This is a genomic window from Micromonospora sp. NPDC005686 (genome assembly GCF_042871665.1).
GTDB lineage: Bacteria > Actinomycetota > Actinomycetes > Mycobacteriales > Micromonosporaceae > Micromonospora.
This window is the reverse complement of sequence record NZ_JBIAIY010000001.1, coordinates 164,149-180,527: the sequence shown is the minus strand read 5'-3', so window position 1 is coordinate 180,527 and position 16,379 is coordinate 164,149. Positions and strand designations below refer to the sequence as shown.

Sequence of the window (16,379 nt, the reverse complement as noted above, 5' to 3'; positions counted from 1 at the left end):
TCAGGCGCCCCCGGACCCGGTGCCAGGGCGGGGCGCGGCGCGGATCTCGTCCCGGTGGGTGCGCATGGAGTGCACCATCTCGGCCATGAACCGCTGCACCACGGCCAGCTCGTCGTCGCTGAACCGGTCCATCACCTCGTCGGTACGGCGTCCGAGCGGCCCGAAGAAGCTCTGCGCCAGCGTGGCGCCGCGGTCGGCGTAGTGCAGCAGGATCTTGCGCCGGTCGGCGGTGTCCCGGTCGCGCCGGATGTGGCCGCCCCGCTCCAGCCGGTCGACGAGCGCGGTGACCGAGCCGGAGGAGAGATTGAGCGCCTCGCCGAGCCGGCCCGGGGTGATCGGATCGCCCACCAGCTCGGCCTCCATGACCGCGATCAGGGCGTACAGGTCGGTGGCGTTGAGCCCGTGCAGCCCGGCGAACGCGTGCCCGATGTGCTGGGCGTCGACCGAGTAACGGCGCAGGTCGTTGGTGATCTCGGCGACCATCCGACCGCGCGGGTCGTCGCGTCGCCGGTACATCCTGTGCGCCGCCACGGCTTGCCGCCCCCTTGTCCGAACCGGTCCGGTTGCAGCATAGAACCACCCCGGATAATCTCGCTCATCAAGATACTTGTTCAGAGAGAATACTCCGCGACCAACATGTGAGGGCATCCGATGTCACTGTTCTCCCGCGTCGTCCGGGGCCAGCTCGCCGCCTGGCTCACTCTGGCCGTCGCGCTCGTCGTCGGCGTGGTCGCCTTCGGGCTGCCGAAGCCGGACAACCCCGCTCCGGTCTCCGACACCGGCCTGTCCGTGGAATGGCAGTCGACGCAGGTCGAACGGCTCCAGGACCAGTTGCCCTCCAAGGACGCCCAGACCGCCCTGGTGGTGGTCAGCCGCGCCGACCAGGCACCGCTCAGCGGCACGGACCGCGGCACGCTCGACGGCATCGCCGGCGAGCTGAGCTCACTCGCGGCCGGCGGGCGGGTCTCCCCCGCCCAGGTCTCCCCGGACGGCACTGTGGCGCTGGTCGCGGTGCCGCTGTCCACCGAGGGCGGCCCGTCGGCGGTGGTCGACGAGGTGGAGAAGCTCCGCGAGGCGGTCGGTGACCTGCCCGGCGAGCTGAAAGTCGAGGTCACCGGCGGTCCGGCGTTCACCGCCGACCTGGGCAAGGTGTTCGAGGGCGCGGACACCACGCTGCTGCTGATCACCGCCGCCGTGGTGGCGGTGCTGCTGCTGATCACCTACCGCAGCCCGTTCCTGTGGCTGGTGCCGCTGCTGGTGGTGGGCGCCACCGAGCAGATCACGCTGCGCGTGGTGGAGTCCCTCGTCCCCGCGTTCGGCATCTACCTGCCCAGCGGGCAGGTGACGGGCATCGCCAGCGTGCTGGTGTTCGGCGCCGCCACCAACTACGCGTTGCTGCTCATCGCCCGCTACCGGGAGGAGCTACGCCGCGAGGAGGACCGGTTCGCCGCCATGCGCGCCGCGCTGCGCCGTACCGCCGAGCCGATCCTGGCCAGCGGCAGCACGGTCGTCCTCGGCGTGCTGACGCTGCTGCTGTCCGAGCAGGAGACCAACCGGGCGCTCGCCCTGGCCTGCGCCACCGGTGTGATCTTCGCCATGCTCTCCGCGCTGTTCGTGCTCCCCGCCGCGCTGCTGCTGTTCGGCCGGGGCCTGTTCTGGCCGTTCATCCCCCGCGTCGGCAGCGCCGCCCGCGAGGGCCGGATCTGGGGCCGCCTCGGCGAGCTGGTGGTCCGCCGCCCGCTGCCGGTCGCCGCGCTCGCCGTCCTGCTGCTCGCCGGCCTCGCGCTCGGCGGCCTGGGCATCCGCACCGGGCTGTCCGAGACCGAGCAGTTCAGCGAGAAGCCCGAGGCGGTCGCCGGCGCGGAGACGCTCGCCCGGGCCTTCCCGGCCGGCAGCACCCAGCCGGTCGCGGTCATCACCAACCCGCGGGCCGCCCAGGCCGTCCTCGCCGCCGCCTCCGACGTCGACGGGGTCGCCTCGGCCCGCCCCGGCACCGCCGGGGACCGGGTTACCCAGATCGACGTGGTGCTCACCGCCGAGCCGGGCAGCGCCGCCTCCGACCGCGCCGTGGTGGCGCTGCGCGACGCCGTGGCCGCCGTACCGGACTCGGCGCCGCCCGCCGTGGACGGCGCGGACGCTCCCGGCGGCGCCCTGGTCGGTGGTCCGGTGGCCGCGACATACGACTCGAACGAGGCGAACACCAAGGACCTCCAGCTGATCCTGCCGCTCATCCTGCTGCTGGTCGGTGCGGTGCTGGTGCTGCTGCTGCGCGGGATCCTGGCGCCGCTGCTGCTGGTGCTGACGGTCATCGGGTCGTTCTTCGCCAGCCTCGGCGCGGCCTGGCTGCTCTTCGACCACGTGCTGGACTTCCCGGCACTGGACAGCGGGGTGCTGCTGCTCGCGTTCGTGTTCCTGGTGGCGCTCGGCGTCGACTACAACATCTTCCTGGTCACCCGGGCCCGGGAGGACGCGCGCCGCAACGGCACCCGCGACGGCATGCTGTCGGCGCTTCGGGTCACCGGCGGCGTCATCACCAGCGCCGGCATCCTGCTGGCGGCGGTGTTCGCGGTGCTCGGCGTGCTGCCGCTGATCACGCTCACCCAGATCGGCATCATCGTCTGCATCGGCGTGCTGCTGGACACGCTGCTGGTCCGTACCGTGCTGGTGCCGGCGCTGGCGTTCCTGCTCGGCGACCGGTTCTGGTGGCCCGGGCGGATCGCCCGGGACGCCGACGCGCCCGCCCTGGCGCCGGCCGAGTCGGCTCCCGCACGGGACTGAGCCGAACAGACGGGGCGGGGCCGGCGCGTGCGCGCCGGCCCCGCCCTCGTCGGTCCGCTCGCGCCTAGAAGCTCAGACACTCGCACTCGGTCATCAGCGCCCGCACGTTGCGCACGTACTGCGGGTTGGGGACGGCCAGCGGCTGATCCTCCCGCGCCACCGCCCCGTGTCCGTAGTTGTAGGCGGCGATCACGGCGTTGAGCAGGCAGGAGTTCGGCTCGGCGGTGCACAGCGAGGCGTCCAGCCGGTAGTCGGACTCGAAGTACATGTCGCCGATGTACTTGGTGAGCCAGGCCAGGTAGGTGCCGCCCAGGTAGGCGTTGTCCCGGTAGGCGTCGATGTCGTACGACTGGCCGAACCGCTGGTTCATCCACTCCGCCGTGGCCGGCATGACCTGCATCAGCCCGACCCCGCCGTCACAGGCGACGATGTTCGACTGCCACCCGCTCTCCTGCCAGGCGGTGGCCTTCAACAGCGCCGACGGGATGCGGATGTCCGGCGCCGAGGTCGGCCAGTAGGTGCGCGCCGCAGCGTCGGCGAGCGCGGCCTTCACCTGGCTCTGGCTGGCCTTGGTGCCCCGGTAGCTCGGCTTGCAGCCGTTCTCCACCGGCTTCGGCGGCGCCGGCGGAACCTGGGTCTCGGTCGGCGGCTTCGGCCGCGCGAGCGGCGCCGTCGACGTGCGTGACGGCTTGGCCCGCGGCTTCGCGCTCGCCGACGCGCTCGGGCTGGGCCGGCCGCCCATCGCCGCCACCGCCGGTGGCTCCTCACTCGGCGCGTCGGCCGGCGCCTCCTGCGGCTCGTCGACCGGCGCCGCCGTGCTGGGCACCGCCACGGCGACCTCACGGACCGGCCGTTCCTCCTCGCCGCAGGCCGTCAGCATGCCCGTCGCCAGCAGCGCCACCGCTGCCACAGCCCACCGGCCGAGTCCTCGCCGCATCGGACCTCCCCGTCGTCCTCGTCGGCGCACCCTAACAAGGGCCGGCCGGTCCGCGTGGTACCCGAGACGCCGGCCGGCGCCGCCGGGGCCGGGGCGGCGGCTCCGCCACCACCGCCTCGCCCGGGTCCGCGTCGGCGGGCCGCTCCTCCCGGTCCGCGCCGGCCGGCGGCTCGTCCGGGTCCGTCAGGCGGTCCCGGGTCGCCCACGCCACCACGAACACGGTGGTCCAGGCGAGGCCCAGCAGGACCGCGGTGACGGTGCCGCTGGCCGTGCTGAAGCCCAGGTAGAGCCGCGCGCCGGTGACAGTGACCACGCCCGCCGACGCGACCGTCCACACCGCCGCGCCCACCGGCCAGCGGGCACCACGCGACAGCAGCCAGGCGAGTGTGCCGAAGCTCGCCGTCACCACCGCGTTCTGCGTCGGGAACAGGCCACCGGGACGGTCCGGGCCACCCGGGCCGGTCAGGTCCGCGATCACCACGAGCAACACCAGCGGCACGGCGGCGCCGACCGTGCCCAGCACCCCGAGCGGGTCGGCCCGCCACACCCGTCCGCGCCGCGCGGCCACCGCGGCCACCACCGCCACCGCGGCGATCAGCACCCAGCCACGCAGCACCGACACCGCGAGCAACGCCGTGTCGACCACCCCAGGGGTACGCCGGGCGGCGAACCCGTCGGCGACCAGCCCGTCGAGCACACCCAGCCCGCTGTGCGCGACGACCGCCTCCAGCAGCACCGCCACGGCCAGCCCGGCGACGAACAGCAGCGCCAGCCCCAGCGCCAGGTTGATCAGCAGCGTCCAGGCCGGGCCGACCCGCATGGCCACCAGGAAGAACAGCACCCCGTACCGGGCCCGCAGCCAGCGCAGCGGCGGCAGCGCGGCGGCCCGCCCCGCCAGCGCGCGTACCGGGTCCGGGTTGCGCCCCAGCCAGCGGCCGGCCAGCACCACGGCGAGCAGGCACAGCAGCAGCGCCAGCACCGCCCCGGTGGCCCGGCCGAGCAGCTTCGACACCCGCTCGTACGACTCACCGGCCAGGTAACCGGCCAGCACCGAGGCGCCGACCCAGCTCGCCACCCCGGCCAGGTTCCACGGCGCGAACCGCCGGTACGGCATCCCGGCCGACCCGGCCAGCCGGGGCGCCAGCGTGCGGGCGAACGCGATCCAGCGGGCGGCGAGCACGCCCCGGCCGCCGAGGCGCTCCAGCAGCGAGTCGGCCCGCCGCCACCGGTGCGCGCCGATCCGGGCGCCCACGCCGGAGGCGCGCAGACGCGGCCCGTACCGGCGGCCCGCCCGCCACGCGAGTGTGTCTCCGATCACAGCGGCGGCGGTCATCGCCACGAGCACGGGAGCGAGGCGCAGCGTCCCCGCGTACGCTAGGAAGCCGACCAGAAGCAGGGTCGCCTCGCCGGGCATCAGCAGCCCGACGATCACCGCGGTCTCCGCCGCGACGATCGCCGCGGCGGCCACGTAGATCAGCAGGGGCGGCAGCTCCTGCAGCCAGGTCAGCAGGTCAGGCATCGGACACCCCGCACGGGTGCCAGCATGCCAGTCGCTGGAACGGTCGGCACAGCACTTTCCACGCAGATCCGGGCGATCTCGGGGTGACCCCGAGGCATGCCCCGGCAACCGCAGACAGGAGTATGGAGGGTATGCAGCTACGCACCGACCTCCGCAACGTCGCCATCATCGCCCACGTCGACCACGGCAAGACGACCCTGGTCGACGCCATGTTGCGGCAGGCCGGCGCCTACGGCGCCCGCGGCGAGAACACCGAGCGCGTCATGGACTCGATGGACCTCGAACGGGAAAAGGGCATCACCATCCTCGCCAAGAACACCGGCGTGCGCTACCTGCCGGCGGACGGGTCCGACCCGGTCACCATCAACATCATCGACACCCCCGGCCACGCCGACTTCGGCGGTGAGGTCGAGCGGGGCCTGACCATGGTCGACGGCGTGGTGCTGCTGGTCGACGCCAGCGAGGGTCCTCTGCCGCAGACCCGGTTCGTGCTTCGCAAGGCGCTCAAGGCCCGGATGCCGATCATCCTGGTGATCAACAAGGTGGACCGGCCGGACGCCCGGATCAAGGAGGTCGTGGACGACACCTACGAGCTCTTCCTCGACCTGGACGCCGACGAGGAGCAGATCGACTTCCCGATCGTCTACGCCTGCGCCCGCGACGGCATCGCCTCGCTCACCCAGCCCGCCGACGGCTCGGTGCCGGACGACAGCACCAGCCTGGAGCCGCTGTTCCGCACCCTGCTGGACACCATCCCGCCGCCCTCCTATGACGAGGACGCGCCGTTGCAGGCGCACGTCACCAACCTCGACGCCTCGCCGTTCCTGGGTCGGTTGGCGCTGTGCCGGGTGCGGCAGGGCACGATCGCCAAGGGCCAGACGGTGGCCTGGTGCCGCACCGACGGCAACACCGAGCGGGTCCGCATCTCCGAGATGCTGATGACCGAGGGCATGGAGCGCAAGCCGGCCGACTCGGCCGGGCCGGGCGACATCATCGCGGTCGCCGGCATCCCGGAGATCATGATCGGCGAGACGCTCGCCGACGCCGAGAACCCGGTTCCGCTGCCGCTGATCACGGTGGACGAGCCGGCCATCTCGATGACCATCGGCACCAACACCTCGCCGCTGGTCGGCCGGGTCAAGGGCGCCAAGGTCACCGCCCGGATGGTCAAGGACCGGCTCGACAAGGAGCTGGTCGGCAACGTCTCGCTGCGGGTGCTGCCCACCGAGCGTCCGGACGCCTGGGAGGTGCAGGGCCGCGGTGAGCTGGCCCTGGCCATCCTGGTCGAGCAGATGCGCCGCGAGTCCTACGAGCTGACCGTCGGCAAGCCGCAGGTGGTCACCAAGGAGATCGACGGCAAGACCTGCGAGCCGGTCGAGCGGCTGACCATCGACGCGCCGGAGGAGTACCTCGGCGCGATCACCCAGCTGCTGGCGACCCGCAAGGGCCGGATGGAGCAGCTGGTCAACCACGGCACCGGCTGGATCCGGATGGAGTGGCTGGTCCCGGCGCGCGGCCTGATCGGCTTCCGCACCGAGTTCCTCACCGACACCCGGGGCACCGGCATCCTGCACCACGTCTTCGAGTCGTACGAGCCGTGGTTCGGCGAGCTGCGCACCCGCAACAACGGGTCCCTGGTCGCCGACCGGTCCGGCGTGGTCACCCCGTTCGCGATGATCAACCTTCAGGAGCGTGGCCAGCTCTTCGTCGAGCCGACCACCGAGGTGTACGAGGGCATGATCGTCGGGGAGAACTCCCGCTCCGACGACATGGACGTCAACATCACCAAGGAGAAGAAGCTCACCAACATGCGGGCCTCGACCTCCGACGAGACCGAGAAGCTGATTCCGCCACGCAAGCTGTCGCTGGAGCAGGCGCTCGAGTTCTGCCGCGAGGACGAGTGCGTCGAGGTCACCCCGGTCGCGGTGCGCATCCGCAAGGTGGTGCTGGACCAGACCCAGCGGGGCCGGATGGCCGCCCGCCGCAAGCACGCCGGCTGACCTCTCCCGCCCACCCGGAGCCCGGCCCGCCCCTCGGCGGACCGGGCTCCGCCGTCTCCGCCCTGCCCTGCCCTGCCCTGCCCTGTTGATCATGAGGTTGGCGGCGATTTCGATCTCCACAACCGCCGCCAGCCTCATGATCGACGGGGAAGCGCGGAACGGGAAGTCGACGGGTGGGCGGAGACGGGTCCGGGGCGGTCTCCGCAGACGGCGTGGAAGCGGCAGACGGGCGTGAGGGCGGCCGACGGGTGAGCGGACGCGGCAGCGGGACGAGCGCAGCCGACAGCGGTGGGAGCGGACGCGGCAACGGTGCGAGCGCGGGCGCAGGCATCTGCGCGAGGCCGGAGGATGACGGGAACGAGGCGTCAGCGGGGTTTGGTGGCGGCGATCGCCAGGGCGTCGGGCACGGGGCCGGAGCCGGACTCGACCACCCGCGTCACCACCAGGCCGGCCGCGGCCACGGCGTTGAGCAGGTCGGCCAGGGGCAGGTGCCAGGCGCCGACACGCGCCCGCACTCCCACCGAGTTCCACGACCGCAGCGTGTGCTCCCGTGAGGCGTACCCGCCGTCGATCACGATCCGCTCCGGCTCGGACCGGTCGGCGAACGCGCCGACGTAACACGGGTGCACCCCGACGTGCACCAACCGCCCGCCGGGTGCCAGCACCCGCGCCGCCTCGGCGATCGCCGCCGGATAGTCCGGCATGTCGGTGTGCGCCAGCACGCAGACCACCGCCGATACGGCACCGGTGGCCAGCGGCAACGCCGTGGCGTCGGCCCGGGCCACCGGCAGCCGGGACCGGGCGTGGCGCAGTTGCCCGCCGGACAGGTCCACGCCCACCGGCGTCCATCCGAGACGGCGCAGCTCGGCCGCGTGCGCGCCGGTGCCGCAGCACAGGTCCACACAGCGACCCGGGCCGTCGCCCAGCAGGCCGGCCAGCACCGAGCGGACCCGGTCCATGTAGACCGACGAGGTCTCGCTGGCGTACTCCTCGTACCAGTCGGCGATGTCGTCGTACAACGGGGTCGTCATCTCCGCACGCTAGCCCCGCACCCACGGTCACCGCTGCCCCGCGAGCGCCGGGATGATCGGCTACGGTGCGGGCATGACCTGGCAGGACGAACTCGACGCGCACCTGGACGAGGTGCCCGGAACCGTCTCCGCGTACGTGGGCCGCCCCGGCGCGCGGCAGGCGTGGGCGCGGCGGGCCGACACCACCCACTACGCGGCGAGCACCATGAAGCTGGCAGTGCTGGTGGCGCTGTTCCGGGCCGCCGAGGCCGGTCGGCTCGACCTGGACGCGCCGGTGCCGGTACGCAACTCGTTCGAATCCGCGCTGCCCGGGGCGCCCCGGTTCGCCAACGCCCGCGACTACGACAACGACGAGGCGGTCTGGGAGCGCGTCGGCGGCGAGGCGCCGCTGCGCTGGCTCGCCGAGCGGATGATCGTCCGGTCCAGCAACCTGGCCACGAACGTCTGCATCGGCCAGGTCGGGCTGCCCGCCGTGGCGCAGGCGTGGGCGCTGGCCGGCGCGCGGCACAGCGTCACCGGCCGCGGCATCGAGGACTTCGCCGCCCGCGACTCCGGCGCCGACAACCTGGTCACCGCTGCCGACCTGGCCGCCCTGCTCGGCGAGCTGGCGCTCGGCGCGACCCGGCCGGGTCCGCTCGCCTCGCCGGCCGGCTGCGCCACCATGCTCGACGTGCTCGTCGCGCAGGAACACCGCGAGGACCTGGCCGCCGGGCTGCCCGACGACACCCGCATCGCGCACAAGAACGGCTGGGTGCGCGGCGTGCGCCACGGCGCGGGCGTGGTGTTCCCGGACGACGCGCCGCCGTACACGATCGTCGTCTGCACCACCACCGACCTGGCCGACGGCGGCGCGGACGGAGACGAAGCCTCAGACGACGCCTGCCGGCTGATCGCGCACGTCTCCGCGCGGGTCTGGGCCGTCCGGCACGACCTGGCCGGCTGACCCGGCTACTCCAGCAGCCGCTCGCGCAGCGCCGCGCGGTGCGCGTCGGTCACCCCCAGACCGTCGCGCAGGTACGCGTCGAACGAGCCGTGCGCGCGGCGCACCTCGTCGTAGGCGGCGTCCAGGTATTCCGGGCGCACCTCCAGCAGCGGCCGGGCCACCGCCGGGTCCAGGTCCGGCCGGCGCTGGATCATCGCCGACAGCAGTACCTCGCGCAGGCTCTCGGTCAGCTCGTTGTGCACCAGGTAGTCGGCGCGGATCGCCTCCTCCTGCACCCCCAGCACGGTCAGCAGCACCACCGACAGCCAGCCGGTGCGGTCCTTGCCGGCCGAGCAGTGGAACAGCAGCGGCAGGTTCGTCCCGTCGGCGGCCAGCCGCACGGCCGCCCCGAACCCGGCCCGCGCCGACTCCCCGGTGACGAACCAGCGGTAGATCGCCGTCATCGCGCCCGGCATGCCCTCGCGGGCCAGCGCCGCGTACGCGTCCAGGTCGTGGCCCTGCAACACCGCCGAGACGTACGTGAACACGGGGTGCGCCGCGTCGTAGACCGGCAGGTGCACGCTGCGGGGCTCCCCCACCAGCCGGTCCGGCGGGGCCACCGCCTGCTCGTGGGCGCCGCGCAGGTCCACCACGCAGGCCGGGCCGAGCTTGCCCAGCACCGGCAGGTCCTCGTCGGTGAGCCGGCCCAGCGCGGGCGTGCGGATGAGCCGCCCCGCGCGTACCCGACGCCCATCGACCGTCGGCAGTCCACCCAGGTCACGCGCGTTCGGCGCGCCCACCAGCTCCCATTCCCGCCCGGACATCGGCCCTCCCCTGCTCGCCGCCAGTTGGCTATAGGGTGCCCCACATGACGATCGCCGCGGTACGCACCCACCGCCTGTCGGCCCCCTTACATACCCCGTTCGTCACCGCCCTGCGCCACACCACCACTGTGGAAACGCTGGTCGTGGAGGTTGTCGACGGCGACGGCCGCCCGGGTTTCGGGGAGGCGCCGCAGGTCTGGCAGGTCACCGGCGCGTCGGTGGCGGGCGCCGAGGCGTGCGTCCGCGAACTGCTCGCGCCGCTGCTGATCGGCCGCGACGCCGACGACCTCCAGGCGGCCTGCGCGCTGGTGCGCCGTGCCGTGGTGGGCAACGAGTCGGCGAAGGCGGCGCTCGACGTGGCGCTGCACGACCTGGCCGCGCGGCGGCTCGGCGTACCCCTGGTGCGTCTGCTCGGCGGCACGGCGATGCGCGTGCCGACCGACGTCACGCTCGCCGCCGGTGACGCGGTCGACCTGGCCGCGGCGGCGGCCCGGCGCGGCGCCGAGGGCTTCACCGTGCTCAAGCTCAAGGTCGGCACCGACGCCCGCGGCGACCTGGACCGGGTCCGCGCGGTGCGCGCCGCGGTAGGCCCGGGCGTGCGGATCCGGTTGGACGCCAACCAGGGCTGGACACCTCGGGAGGCGGTCCGGGTGATCCGCGCGATCGAGGACGCGGGACTCGACGTGGAGCTGATCGAGCAGCCGGTGCACCGTCGCGACCTGGACGGGCTGGCCTGGGTCAGCGACCGGGTCGACCTGCCGATCCTGGCCGACGAGTCCGTCTTCGACGTGCGTGACCTGGTCGAGGTGATCCGGCGCCGCGCGGCCGACATGGTCAACGTGAAGCTGGCCAAGTGCGGCGGCCTGCAACCGGCGCGCACGCTGCTCGACCTGGCCGCCGCGCACGGCATGGGGGCTATCGTCGGCTCGATGATGGAGGGTCCGGTGGGGGTCGGCGCCGCGGCCAGCCTGGTCGCCGCCTACGGCACCACGGCCGTGTCGGACCTCGACGCCGCCTGGTGGCTGGCCTGGTCGCCGGTCACCGGCGGCATCCGGTACGAGGACGCGAGCGTGCTGCTGCCCGACGCGCCGGGTCTGGGTATCACCGGACTGCGTGAAGCTAAAATTCAGACAGCTGGTTGAGCAACGTCAGAATTTTTCATATGGTCGCCTCGACGACCACCGGAGAGAGGGGTACGCGTGGCGCCTCAGCCCGGCCGGCGAGCCGTCGTACGAGTGCCGGTGGCGACCCTGTGGACCGCCCCCGAGGCGGTACGCCCGGTCGACCGTCCCGCCCTCGCCGGCTCCCCCGACGTCGCCGCCTGGATCGCCGGCATGGACCGCGACCAGCGCGTCGGCGACTGCGTGCTGACCCAGTTGCTGCTCGGCGAGCCGGTGCGTGTCACCGAGACCCGGCCGGACGGCTGGGCCCGGGTGGTGGCCCTGGGCCAGCCCGCGGCGAAACTCGGCGCCGACGGCTATCCGGGCTGGCTGCGGACCGCCCACCTGGCCGACGCCGACCCGGCCGACGCCGACCCGGCCGACACCGACCCGGCCGACACCGACCCGGCCGACACCGACCCGGCCGGCCGCACCGCGTCCGGCACCGTTCCGGCCGGGCCGGCAGCGGCCGGGCCCGGACCGGCGGCCGACGGCCCGCTGACCGTCGACGCCGCCCGCACCGCGTTGCGTGCCGGGTCGGACGGCGACGCGGCGCTCACCGGCGTGGTCCTCGGCACCCGGCTCACGCCGGCCGGGCCGGCGGTGAACGGCAGGCGTCCGGTCCGCGTGCCCGGCCGGGCCGATCCGCTCTGGGCACCGGAGGACGATCTGGTGCCGCTGCCCGCCGAGCGTCCCGAGGCCGAGAAGGTGCTCGCTGTCGCCGAGCGGCTGCGCGACCTGGCCTACGTCTGGGGCGGCATGTCCACCGACGGCATCGACTGTTCCGGGCTGGTGCACCTGGCCTGGCGGCGGTACGGGATCACGCTGCCCCGCGACGCCGACGACCAGGCGGCGGCGACCTCATGGGTGCCGCTGGACGCCGAGCGCCCCGGCGACCTCTACTTCTTCGCCCGGCCCGGCCGGCGCATCCACCACGTCGGGATCGTGTCGGCCGAGCCGCACGGCGGCCGGCGCCGCATGCTGCACGCCTGCTACCTCACCCGCCGCGTGGTCGAGGAGGAGCTGCCCGCCGACCGGACCGCCACCCTCGTCGGCGCGCACCGCGTCTGATCCCGGACACGCTTCGGGGCGCCCCCTGCGCGGGAGCGCCCCGAAGGCGGGTCAGCGGCGGGCCTGCGCCAGTTCCCGGCGCCGGTCCCGCGACGACTTCGCCAGGCTGGCCACAGTGGCCACGGCCAGGGTGCCGAGGATGACCGTGAGCGAGAGCCAGATCGGGATGTGCGGGGCCCACGCCACGTGCTCGCCGCCGTTGATGAACGGCAGGTTGTTCTCGGCCAGCGCCTCCAGCATCAGCTTCACGCCGATGAAGCCGAGCACCACGGCCAGGCCGTAGCTGAGGTAGATGAGCCGGTCCAGCAGGCCGCCCAGCAGGAAGTAGAGCTGCCGCAGCCCCATCAGCGCGAACACGTTCGCGGTGAAGACCAGGTACGGCTCCTGGGTGATGCCGAAGATCGCCGGGATCGAGTCCAACGCGAAGATCAGATCGGTGGTGCCGATCGCGATCATCACGATGAGCATCGGGGTGAACAGGCGCCGCCCGTGCTCCCGGGTGGTCATCCGCGCCCCGTCGTAGTCCCGGGACAGCGGCAGCGCCTTGCGGCTCCACCGGATCAGCAGGTTCTCGCTGAACTCGTCCTCGTCCGGCTCGCCCTGCCGGGCCAGGTTCACCGCGGTGTAGATGAGGAACGCGCCGAAGATGTAGAAGACCCAGGAGAACTGGGAGATCAACGCCGCGCCGGCCGCGATGAAACCACCCCGCATGATCAGCGCCAGGATGATGCCGACGAGCAGCACCTTCTGCTGGTACTGCCGGGGCACCCCGAACCGGGCCATGATGATCACGAAGACGAAGAGGTTGTCCACCGAGAGGCTGTACTCGGTGAGCCAGCCCGTGTAGAACTCGCCGGCCACGCGGCCACCGGCGGTCAGCCAGAGCACCACGCCGAAGACCAGCGCCAGGCCGACGTAGAAGCCCACCCACAGGCTGGACTCGCGGACGCTCGGCTCGTGCGGCCGCCGGCCGATGATGAACAGGTCGACGAGCAGGACCGCGGTCATCGCGATCAGCGTTACCGCCCACACCAATGCGGACACGTTCAAATCCATCCTCCGGCAGACACGCTGCGTCGGTGCACACCGTACGCCGGGTGGGGTCGCGGGGTGCGTCGACGCTGACTGGGGTGACTGTCGGAGGTCTCTTCCGCCGGGGCCCGAGTGCCGGGTTCCGACCGACGGAGCCGGGTCGGGCGCCTGGGGGTACGGGCGCTCTTCCGTGCTGACGACTCCGTCGCGGGGGAATACTCCCCTCCTCGGCCGCCATTGTTCACCATCGCACCCGCATGGCGCATCTCCGGGCCGCCGCCTGATCTCCCGGGGTGCCGCGGCTCACGTCCCGCAGGGCATCCTAGGAGGCTAGCCCTCGCGCTTGCGTGCGGCACGCCGGCACGTCACCCGGGACGCGCCGGCGATCGGCCGGCATGGCAGGCTGCCAGCATGGTTCTTGAGGTTGCGCTCATCGATGTGACGCCCGGACACGAGGACGAGTTCGCCGCCGCCTACGCGCAGGCGCGGCCGATCCTCGCCGGAGCCGAAGGCTGCCGTTCCGTGCGGATGACCCGGGGCGTGGAGTCGCCCACCCGGTTCGTGCTGCTCGTGGAGTGGGACTCGGTCGAGGCCCACGACGTGAACTTCCGCCAGACCGAGCGGTTCGCGCAGTGGCGCGGGCTGATCGGTCCGCACTTCGCCGGACCGCCCCTGGTCGAGCACTTCATCGACGTTCCGGCCTGAACTGTCGTACCCCCGGCGTAGCCTGCGAGCTGCGCGGCCATCGATCCCGACGGGCCTCGGGGGCGCCGGGCCCGGTGGCCGCGCCCGCCCACGGGCCGCGCGGCGCACGGTCGCTCGTGCGGACCACCACTACTCGCGCGGACCACCACTACTCGTGCGGACCACCACTACTTGTGCGGGTCGCGCGGCCGGGGCACCGACGCCGCGCCGAGCCGCCGGGCCACCAGCTCGGCGGAGGCGTCCGGCGGCAGCGCCGCCGCCAGCAGCCGCTCGATGACCCGCTCGTAGTGGGTCACGTCCGCCTCGGCGACCAGCCGCAGGTCGGTGGTGAGCGTCTCCACCAGCACGGTGCGCGGGTCCTCCGGGTCGGGGTAGGCGTAGTAGGAGAACGGCGCCAGCGGGTGCGGCCCGTCGCCGCCCGACGCCGCGGACCGCAGCACCCGGACGCTGACCCGGGGCCGCTCGGCGAGCGCGAGCAGGTGCCGCATCTGGTCGCGCCACACGTCCGCGGGTAGGCCGTCCGGGTCGCAGACGCGCTCGTCGACGAGCGCGGTGTAGTGCGGCGGGTCCGGCCGGATCAACAGCTCCTGGCGTGCCACCCGGGCGCGCACGTCGGCCTCCACGTCCACCTCCCCGGTCAGCGCCGCGCCGGCCGACACCCGCAACCGGGCGTAGGCCGGCGTCTGGAGCAGCCCCGGCACGAGCACGCACTGATACTCCACGATGCGCTCCGCGCCCGCCTCCAGCTCGGCGTACGCCCGCTGACGCTCCCCCATCTCGCCGAGCGCCTTGGACCAGCCCCGGCCGGTGGCGGCGTCGCGGGCGATGACGATCAGCTCGTCGCGCTGCGGTGACGGCACCGCGTAGACGTCGAGCAGGTCGAGCACGTCGGCCAGGTCTGGCCGGCTCTGCCCCAGCTCGATCCGGGACAGCTTCGACGTGGACGCCCAGCCCAGCCGGGCGCAGACCTGTTCGAGCGTGAGCGACTCGCGACGGCGCAGCCGGCGCAGCTCCACACCGAGCCTCGCCCTCCGGACCACAGGACTTGCTGACAACGGCATGCACGCCTCCCGGGAGGGAGCGTACGCATCACCGTCACGCTCGGCAATACCTCCCCCACAGAGCGCAATGGCGCGGATCGCGTGTTCAGGGGCGGCAGGTAGTTCAGGGGCGGTAGGTACCGAACGACCAGACCAGCCCGGCCACGTCGCGGGCGGCGTAGTCACGGGAGCCGTAGTCGGTGTCGAACGGCGCCCGGACGATCTCCGCCCCGGCCGCCCGGGCGCGCTCGTGGTGCGCGTCCACGTCGTCGAGCGCCACGTAGACGCGGTAGTCGTCGTCCGCGGGCCGGGGCTGCGGCGCCGGCCCCGGGCCGAGCATCACCAGGTCGTCGCCGTACGCCAGCTCGGCGTGGCCGGTCGTGCCGTCGGGTAGCTCGTGGGCCTCGCGCACGGTGAAGCCGAACGCGGAACAGAGGAAGTCGACTGCGGCTCGCACGTCGGGATACCGCAGGACCGGATAGATGCTTCGCATGGCGGTCAGTCTGCCGCCCGCCCGGTCAGGCCGGATTGGACGAATGCGATCCGGACGTGGTGAGCGCGGCCGGGGTGACGCCGGCGAACTCGCGGAACTCCCGGATCAGGTGCGACTGGTCGTAGTAGCCCCAGCGGGCCGCCCGCTCCGCCCACCCGGCGTCGTCCGGCACGGCGACCGGCGCGGTGAGCAGGGTGCGGCCCAGGCTCGCGTACGCCCGCTCGAAACGCAGCAGCCGGCCGACCGCCTTCGGCGGCAGGCCGAACTCCCGCCGGAACCGGACCGACAGGTGGCGCCGGGACCAGCCCAGCTCACCGGCGAGCGCGGCCACGCCGACCGCTCCCCCGCTGCCCTCCAGCCGCCGCCACGCCGCCAGCAGGTGCGGGTCCACCGGCGCGGTCACCACCAGCCGCGCGGTCAGGGCGGCGTCGAGCCGGGCGAAGCGCTCCGGCCAGCCCGGCTCGCCGGCCAGCTCGTCGCGCAGCCGGGCCAGCCAGCCCGCCACCGCGTCGACCGGCACCGCCCGGTTGGCCAGCTCGGCCAGCGGCAGCCCGAGCAGGCGGCGGGCCGCCGGGGCGGTCAGCAGCACCTGCACCCCGGTGCCGGTCCCGGCCGTCCGGGTGACGCACCAGCCGTCGAACGGGCCGGCCAGGAAGGCGTTCGCGGCGGACGCGCTCCGGCCGGCGGCACGCGGGTCGGTCACGTCGAGGGGGTCACCCCAGCCGAGGATCAGCACCACGAACGCGCCCGCCACCTCCCGGCGCACCAGCGGGACGGGCGCGTCCTCGCGGTAGCCGAGGTAGCTGCCCACCCACTGACGCAGCCGCGGATCGGGCCGCCCGACGACGGCCTCGGTCAGCATCGCGC

General features: G+C 73.7%; 15 protein-coding genes. 6 read left to right on the top strand and 9 right to left on the bottom strand.

The genetic code is table 11. The features are described 5' to 3' along the window. Window positions 1-516 (bottom strand): MarR family transcriptional regulator, encoded by a 516-nt coding sequence (locus ACFYON_RS00830; protein WP_354872836.1) that lies wholly within the window; start codon window positions 514-516, stop codon window positions 1-3. Between the two features lie 135 nt (window positions 517-651). Here ACFYON_RS00830 and ACFYON_RS00825 point away from each other — a divergent pair, with 135 nt between their 5' ends. After that, window positions 652-2,778 (top strand): MMPL family transporter, encoded by a 2,127-nt coding sequence (locus ACFYON_RS00825; protein WP_354872711.1) that lies wholly within the window; start codon window positions 652-654, stop codon window positions 2,776-2,778. Between the two features lie 64 nt (window positions 2,779-2,842). Here ACFYON_RS00825 and ACFYON_RS00820 read toward each other — a convergent pair whose 3' ends face one another. Beyond that, window positions 2,843-3,715: a lytic transglycosylase domain-containing protein gene (locus ACFYON_RS00820; RefSeq protein ID WP_387320430.1), complete on the bottom strand. Its 873-nt coding sequence runs from the start codon at window positions 3,713-3,715 to the stop codon at window positions 2,843-2,845. 31 nt (window positions 3,716-3,746) lie between these two features. Further along, window positions 3,747-5,234 carry a DedA family protein gene (locus ACFYON_RS00815; protein ID WP_354872716.1) on the bottom strand — a complete coding sequence of 496 codons (1,488 nt, stop codon included), beginning with the start codon at window positions 5,232-5,234 and terminating at the stop codon, window positions 3,747-3,749. 131 nt (window positions 5,235-5,365) lie between these two features. Here ACFYON_RS00815 and typA point away from each other — a divergent pair, with 131 nt between their 5' ends. Next, window positions 5,366-7,234, top strand: coding sequence for a translational GTPase TypA (gene typA, locus ACFYON_RS00810; protein ID WP_387320428.1), 1,869 nt, complete (start codon window positions 5,366-5,368; stop codon window positions 7,232-7,234). 365 nt (window positions 7,235-7,599) lie between these two features. Here typA and ACFYON_RS00805 read toward each other — a convergent pair whose 3' ends face one another. Next, window positions 7,600-8,265 carry a class I SAM-dependent methyltransferase gene (locus tag ACFYON_RS00805; RefSeq protein ID WP_354872721.1) on the bottom strand — a complete coding sequence of 222 codons (666 nt, stop codon included), beginning with the start codon at window positions 8,263-8,265 and terminating at the stop codon, window positions 7,600-7,602. A 73-nt stretch (window positions 8,266-8,338) separates the two neighbouring features. Between ACFYON_RS00805 and ACFYON_RS00800 the strand changes: the two genes are divergently transcribed. Further along, window positions 8,339-9,208 carry a serine hydrolase gene (locus ACFYON_RS00800; RefSeq protein ID WP_354872723.1) on the top strand — a complete coding sequence of 290 codons (870 nt, stop codon included), beginning with the start codon at window positions 8,339-8,341 and terminating at the stop codon, window positions 9,206-9,208. Between the two features lie 5 nt (window positions 9,209-9,213). Here ACFYON_RS00800 and ACFYON_RS00795 read toward each other — a convergent pair whose 3' ends face one another. Beyond that, on the bottom strand, window positions 9,214-10,011 hold the full coding sequence (locus ACFYON_RS00795) for a tyrosine-protein phosphatase (RefSeq protein ID WP_354872726.1): 798 nt from the start codon (window positions 10,009-10,011) through the stop codon (window positions 9,214-9,216). A 44-nt stretch (window positions 10,012-10,055) separates the two neighbouring features. Here ACFYON_RS00795 and ACFYON_RS00790 point away from each other — a divergent pair, with 44 nt between their 5' ends. Both ACFYON_RS00790 and ACFYON_RS00785 read left to right on the top strand, forming a co-directional pair. Then, a complete protein-coding gene (locus tag ACFYON_RS00790; RefSeq protein ID WP_354872729.1) occupies window positions 10,056-11,153 on the top strand; it encodes a dipeptide epimerase in 1,098 nt (365 codons plus the stop codon). Between the two features lie 99 nt (window positions 11,154-11,252). Beyond that, entirely contained in the window at window positions 11,253-12,242 is a 990-nt protein-coding gene (locus ACFYON_RS00785) for a C40 family peptidase (protein ID WP_354872731.1), read from the top strand. Between the two features lie 51 nt (window positions 12,243-12,293). On the opposite strand, the gene ACFYON_RS00780 is transcribed toward ACFYON_RS00785, so the two are convergent. After that, the gene (locus tag ACFYON_RS00780) at window positions 12,294-13,292 is read right to left on the bottom strand and encodes a TerC family protein (RefSeq protein ID WP_354872839.1); all 999 of its coding nucleotides are present in this window, start codon (window positions 13,290-13,292) and stop codon (window positions 12,294-12,296) included. Between the two features lie 393 nt (window positions 13,293-13,685). Here ACFYON_RS00780 and ACFYON_RS00775 point away from each other — a divergent pair, with 393 nt between their 5' ends. After that, the gene (locus tag ACFYON_RS00775; protein ID WP_013287496.1) at window positions 13,686-13,979 is read left to right on the top strand and encodes an antibiotic biosynthesis monooxygenase; all 294 of its coding nucleotides are present in this window, start codon (window positions 13,686-13,688) and stop codon (window positions 13,977-13,979) included. A gap of 167 nt (window positions 13,980-14,146) precedes the next feature. On the opposite strand, the gene ACFYON_RS00770 is transcribed toward ACFYON_RS00775, so the two are convergent. The 3 genes from ACFYON_RS00770 to ACFYON_RS00760 all read right to left on the bottom strand — a co-directional run bounded on the left by ACFYON_RS00770 (window position 14,147) and on the right by ACFYON_RS00760 (window position 16,374). Next, window positions 14,147-15,040, bottom strand: a complete 894-nt coding sequence (locus ACFYON_RS00770; protein WP_354872733.1) for a DUF5753 domain-containing protein — start codon at window positions 15,038-15,040, stop codon at window positions 14,147-14,149. 103 nt (window positions 15,041-15,143) lie between these two features. Next, window positions 15,144-15,512, bottom strand: coding sequence for a VOC family protein (locus ACFYON_RS00765; protein WP_354872735.1), 369 nt, complete (start codon window positions 15,510-15,512; stop codon window positions 15,144-15,146). Window positions 15,513-15,537: 25 nt separating this feature from the next. Continuing rightward, the gene (locus ACFYON_RS00760) at window positions 15,538-16,374 is read right to left on the bottom strand and encodes an AraC family transcriptional regulator (protein ID WP_355095972.1); all 837 of its coding nucleotides are present in this window, start codon (window positions 16,372-16,374) and stop codon (window positions 15,538-15,540) included. Window positions 16,375-16,379: the final 5 nt, after the last annotated feature.

Excerpts from the sequence above, each read along its gene's own strand:
- ACFYON_RS00765 (WP_354872735.1), bottom strand. The coding sequence starts at position 15,512 with ATGCGAAGCATCTATCCGGTCCTGCGGTATCCCGACGTGCGAGCCGCA.
- ACFYON_RS00820 (WP_387320430.1), bottom strand. The coding sequence starts at position 3,715 with ATGCGGCGAGGACTCGGCCGGTGGGCTGTGGCAGCGGTGGCGCTGCTG.
- ACFYON_RS00775 (WP_013287496.1), top strand. The coding sequence starts at position 13,686 with ATGGTTCTTGAGGTTGCGCTCATCGATGTGACGCCCGGACACGAGGAC.
- ACFYON_RS00770 (WP_354872733.1), bottom strand. The coding sequence starts at position 15,040 with ATGCCGTTGTCAGCAAGTCCTGTGGTCCGGAGGGCGAGGCTCGGTGTG.
- ACFYON_RS00760 (WP_355095972.1), bottom strand. The coding sequence starts at position 16,374 with ATGCTGACCGAGGCCGTCGTCGGGCGGCCCGATCCGCGGCTGCGTCAG.
- ACFYON_RS00815 (WP_354872716.1), bottom strand. The coding sequence starts at position 5,234 with ATGCCTGACCTGCTGACCTGGCTGCAGGAGCTGCCGCCCCTGCTGATC.
- typA (WP_387320428.1), top strand. The coding sequence starts at position 5,366 with ATGCAGCTACGCACCGACCTCCGCAACGTCGCCATCATCGCCCACGTC.
- ACFYON_RS00830 (WP_354872836.1), bottom strand. The coding sequence starts at position 516 with ATGTACCGGCGACGCGACGACCCGCGCGGTCGGATGGTCGCCGAGATC.
- ACFYON_RS00805 (WP_354872721.1), bottom strand. The coding sequence starts at position 8,265 with ATGACGACCCCGTTGTACGACGACATCGCCGACTGGTACGAGGAGTAC.
- ACFYON_RS00790 (WP_354872729.1), top strand. The coding sequence starts at position 10,056 with ATGACGATCGCCGCGGTACGCACCCACCGCCTGTCGGCCCCCTTACAT.
- ACFYON_RS00825 (WP_354872711.1), top strand. The coding sequence starts at position 652 with ATGTCACTGTTCTCCCGCGTCGTCCGGGGCCAGCTCGCCGCCTGGCTC.
- ACFYON_RS00795 (WP_354872726.1), bottom strand. The coding sequence starts at position 10,011 with ATGTCCGGGCGGGAATGGGAGCTGGTGGGCGCGCCGAACGCGCGTGAC.
- ACFYON_RS00800 (WP_354872723.1), top strand. The coding sequence starts at position 8,339 with ATGACCTGGCAGGACGAACTCGACGCGCACCTGGACGAGGTGCCCGGA.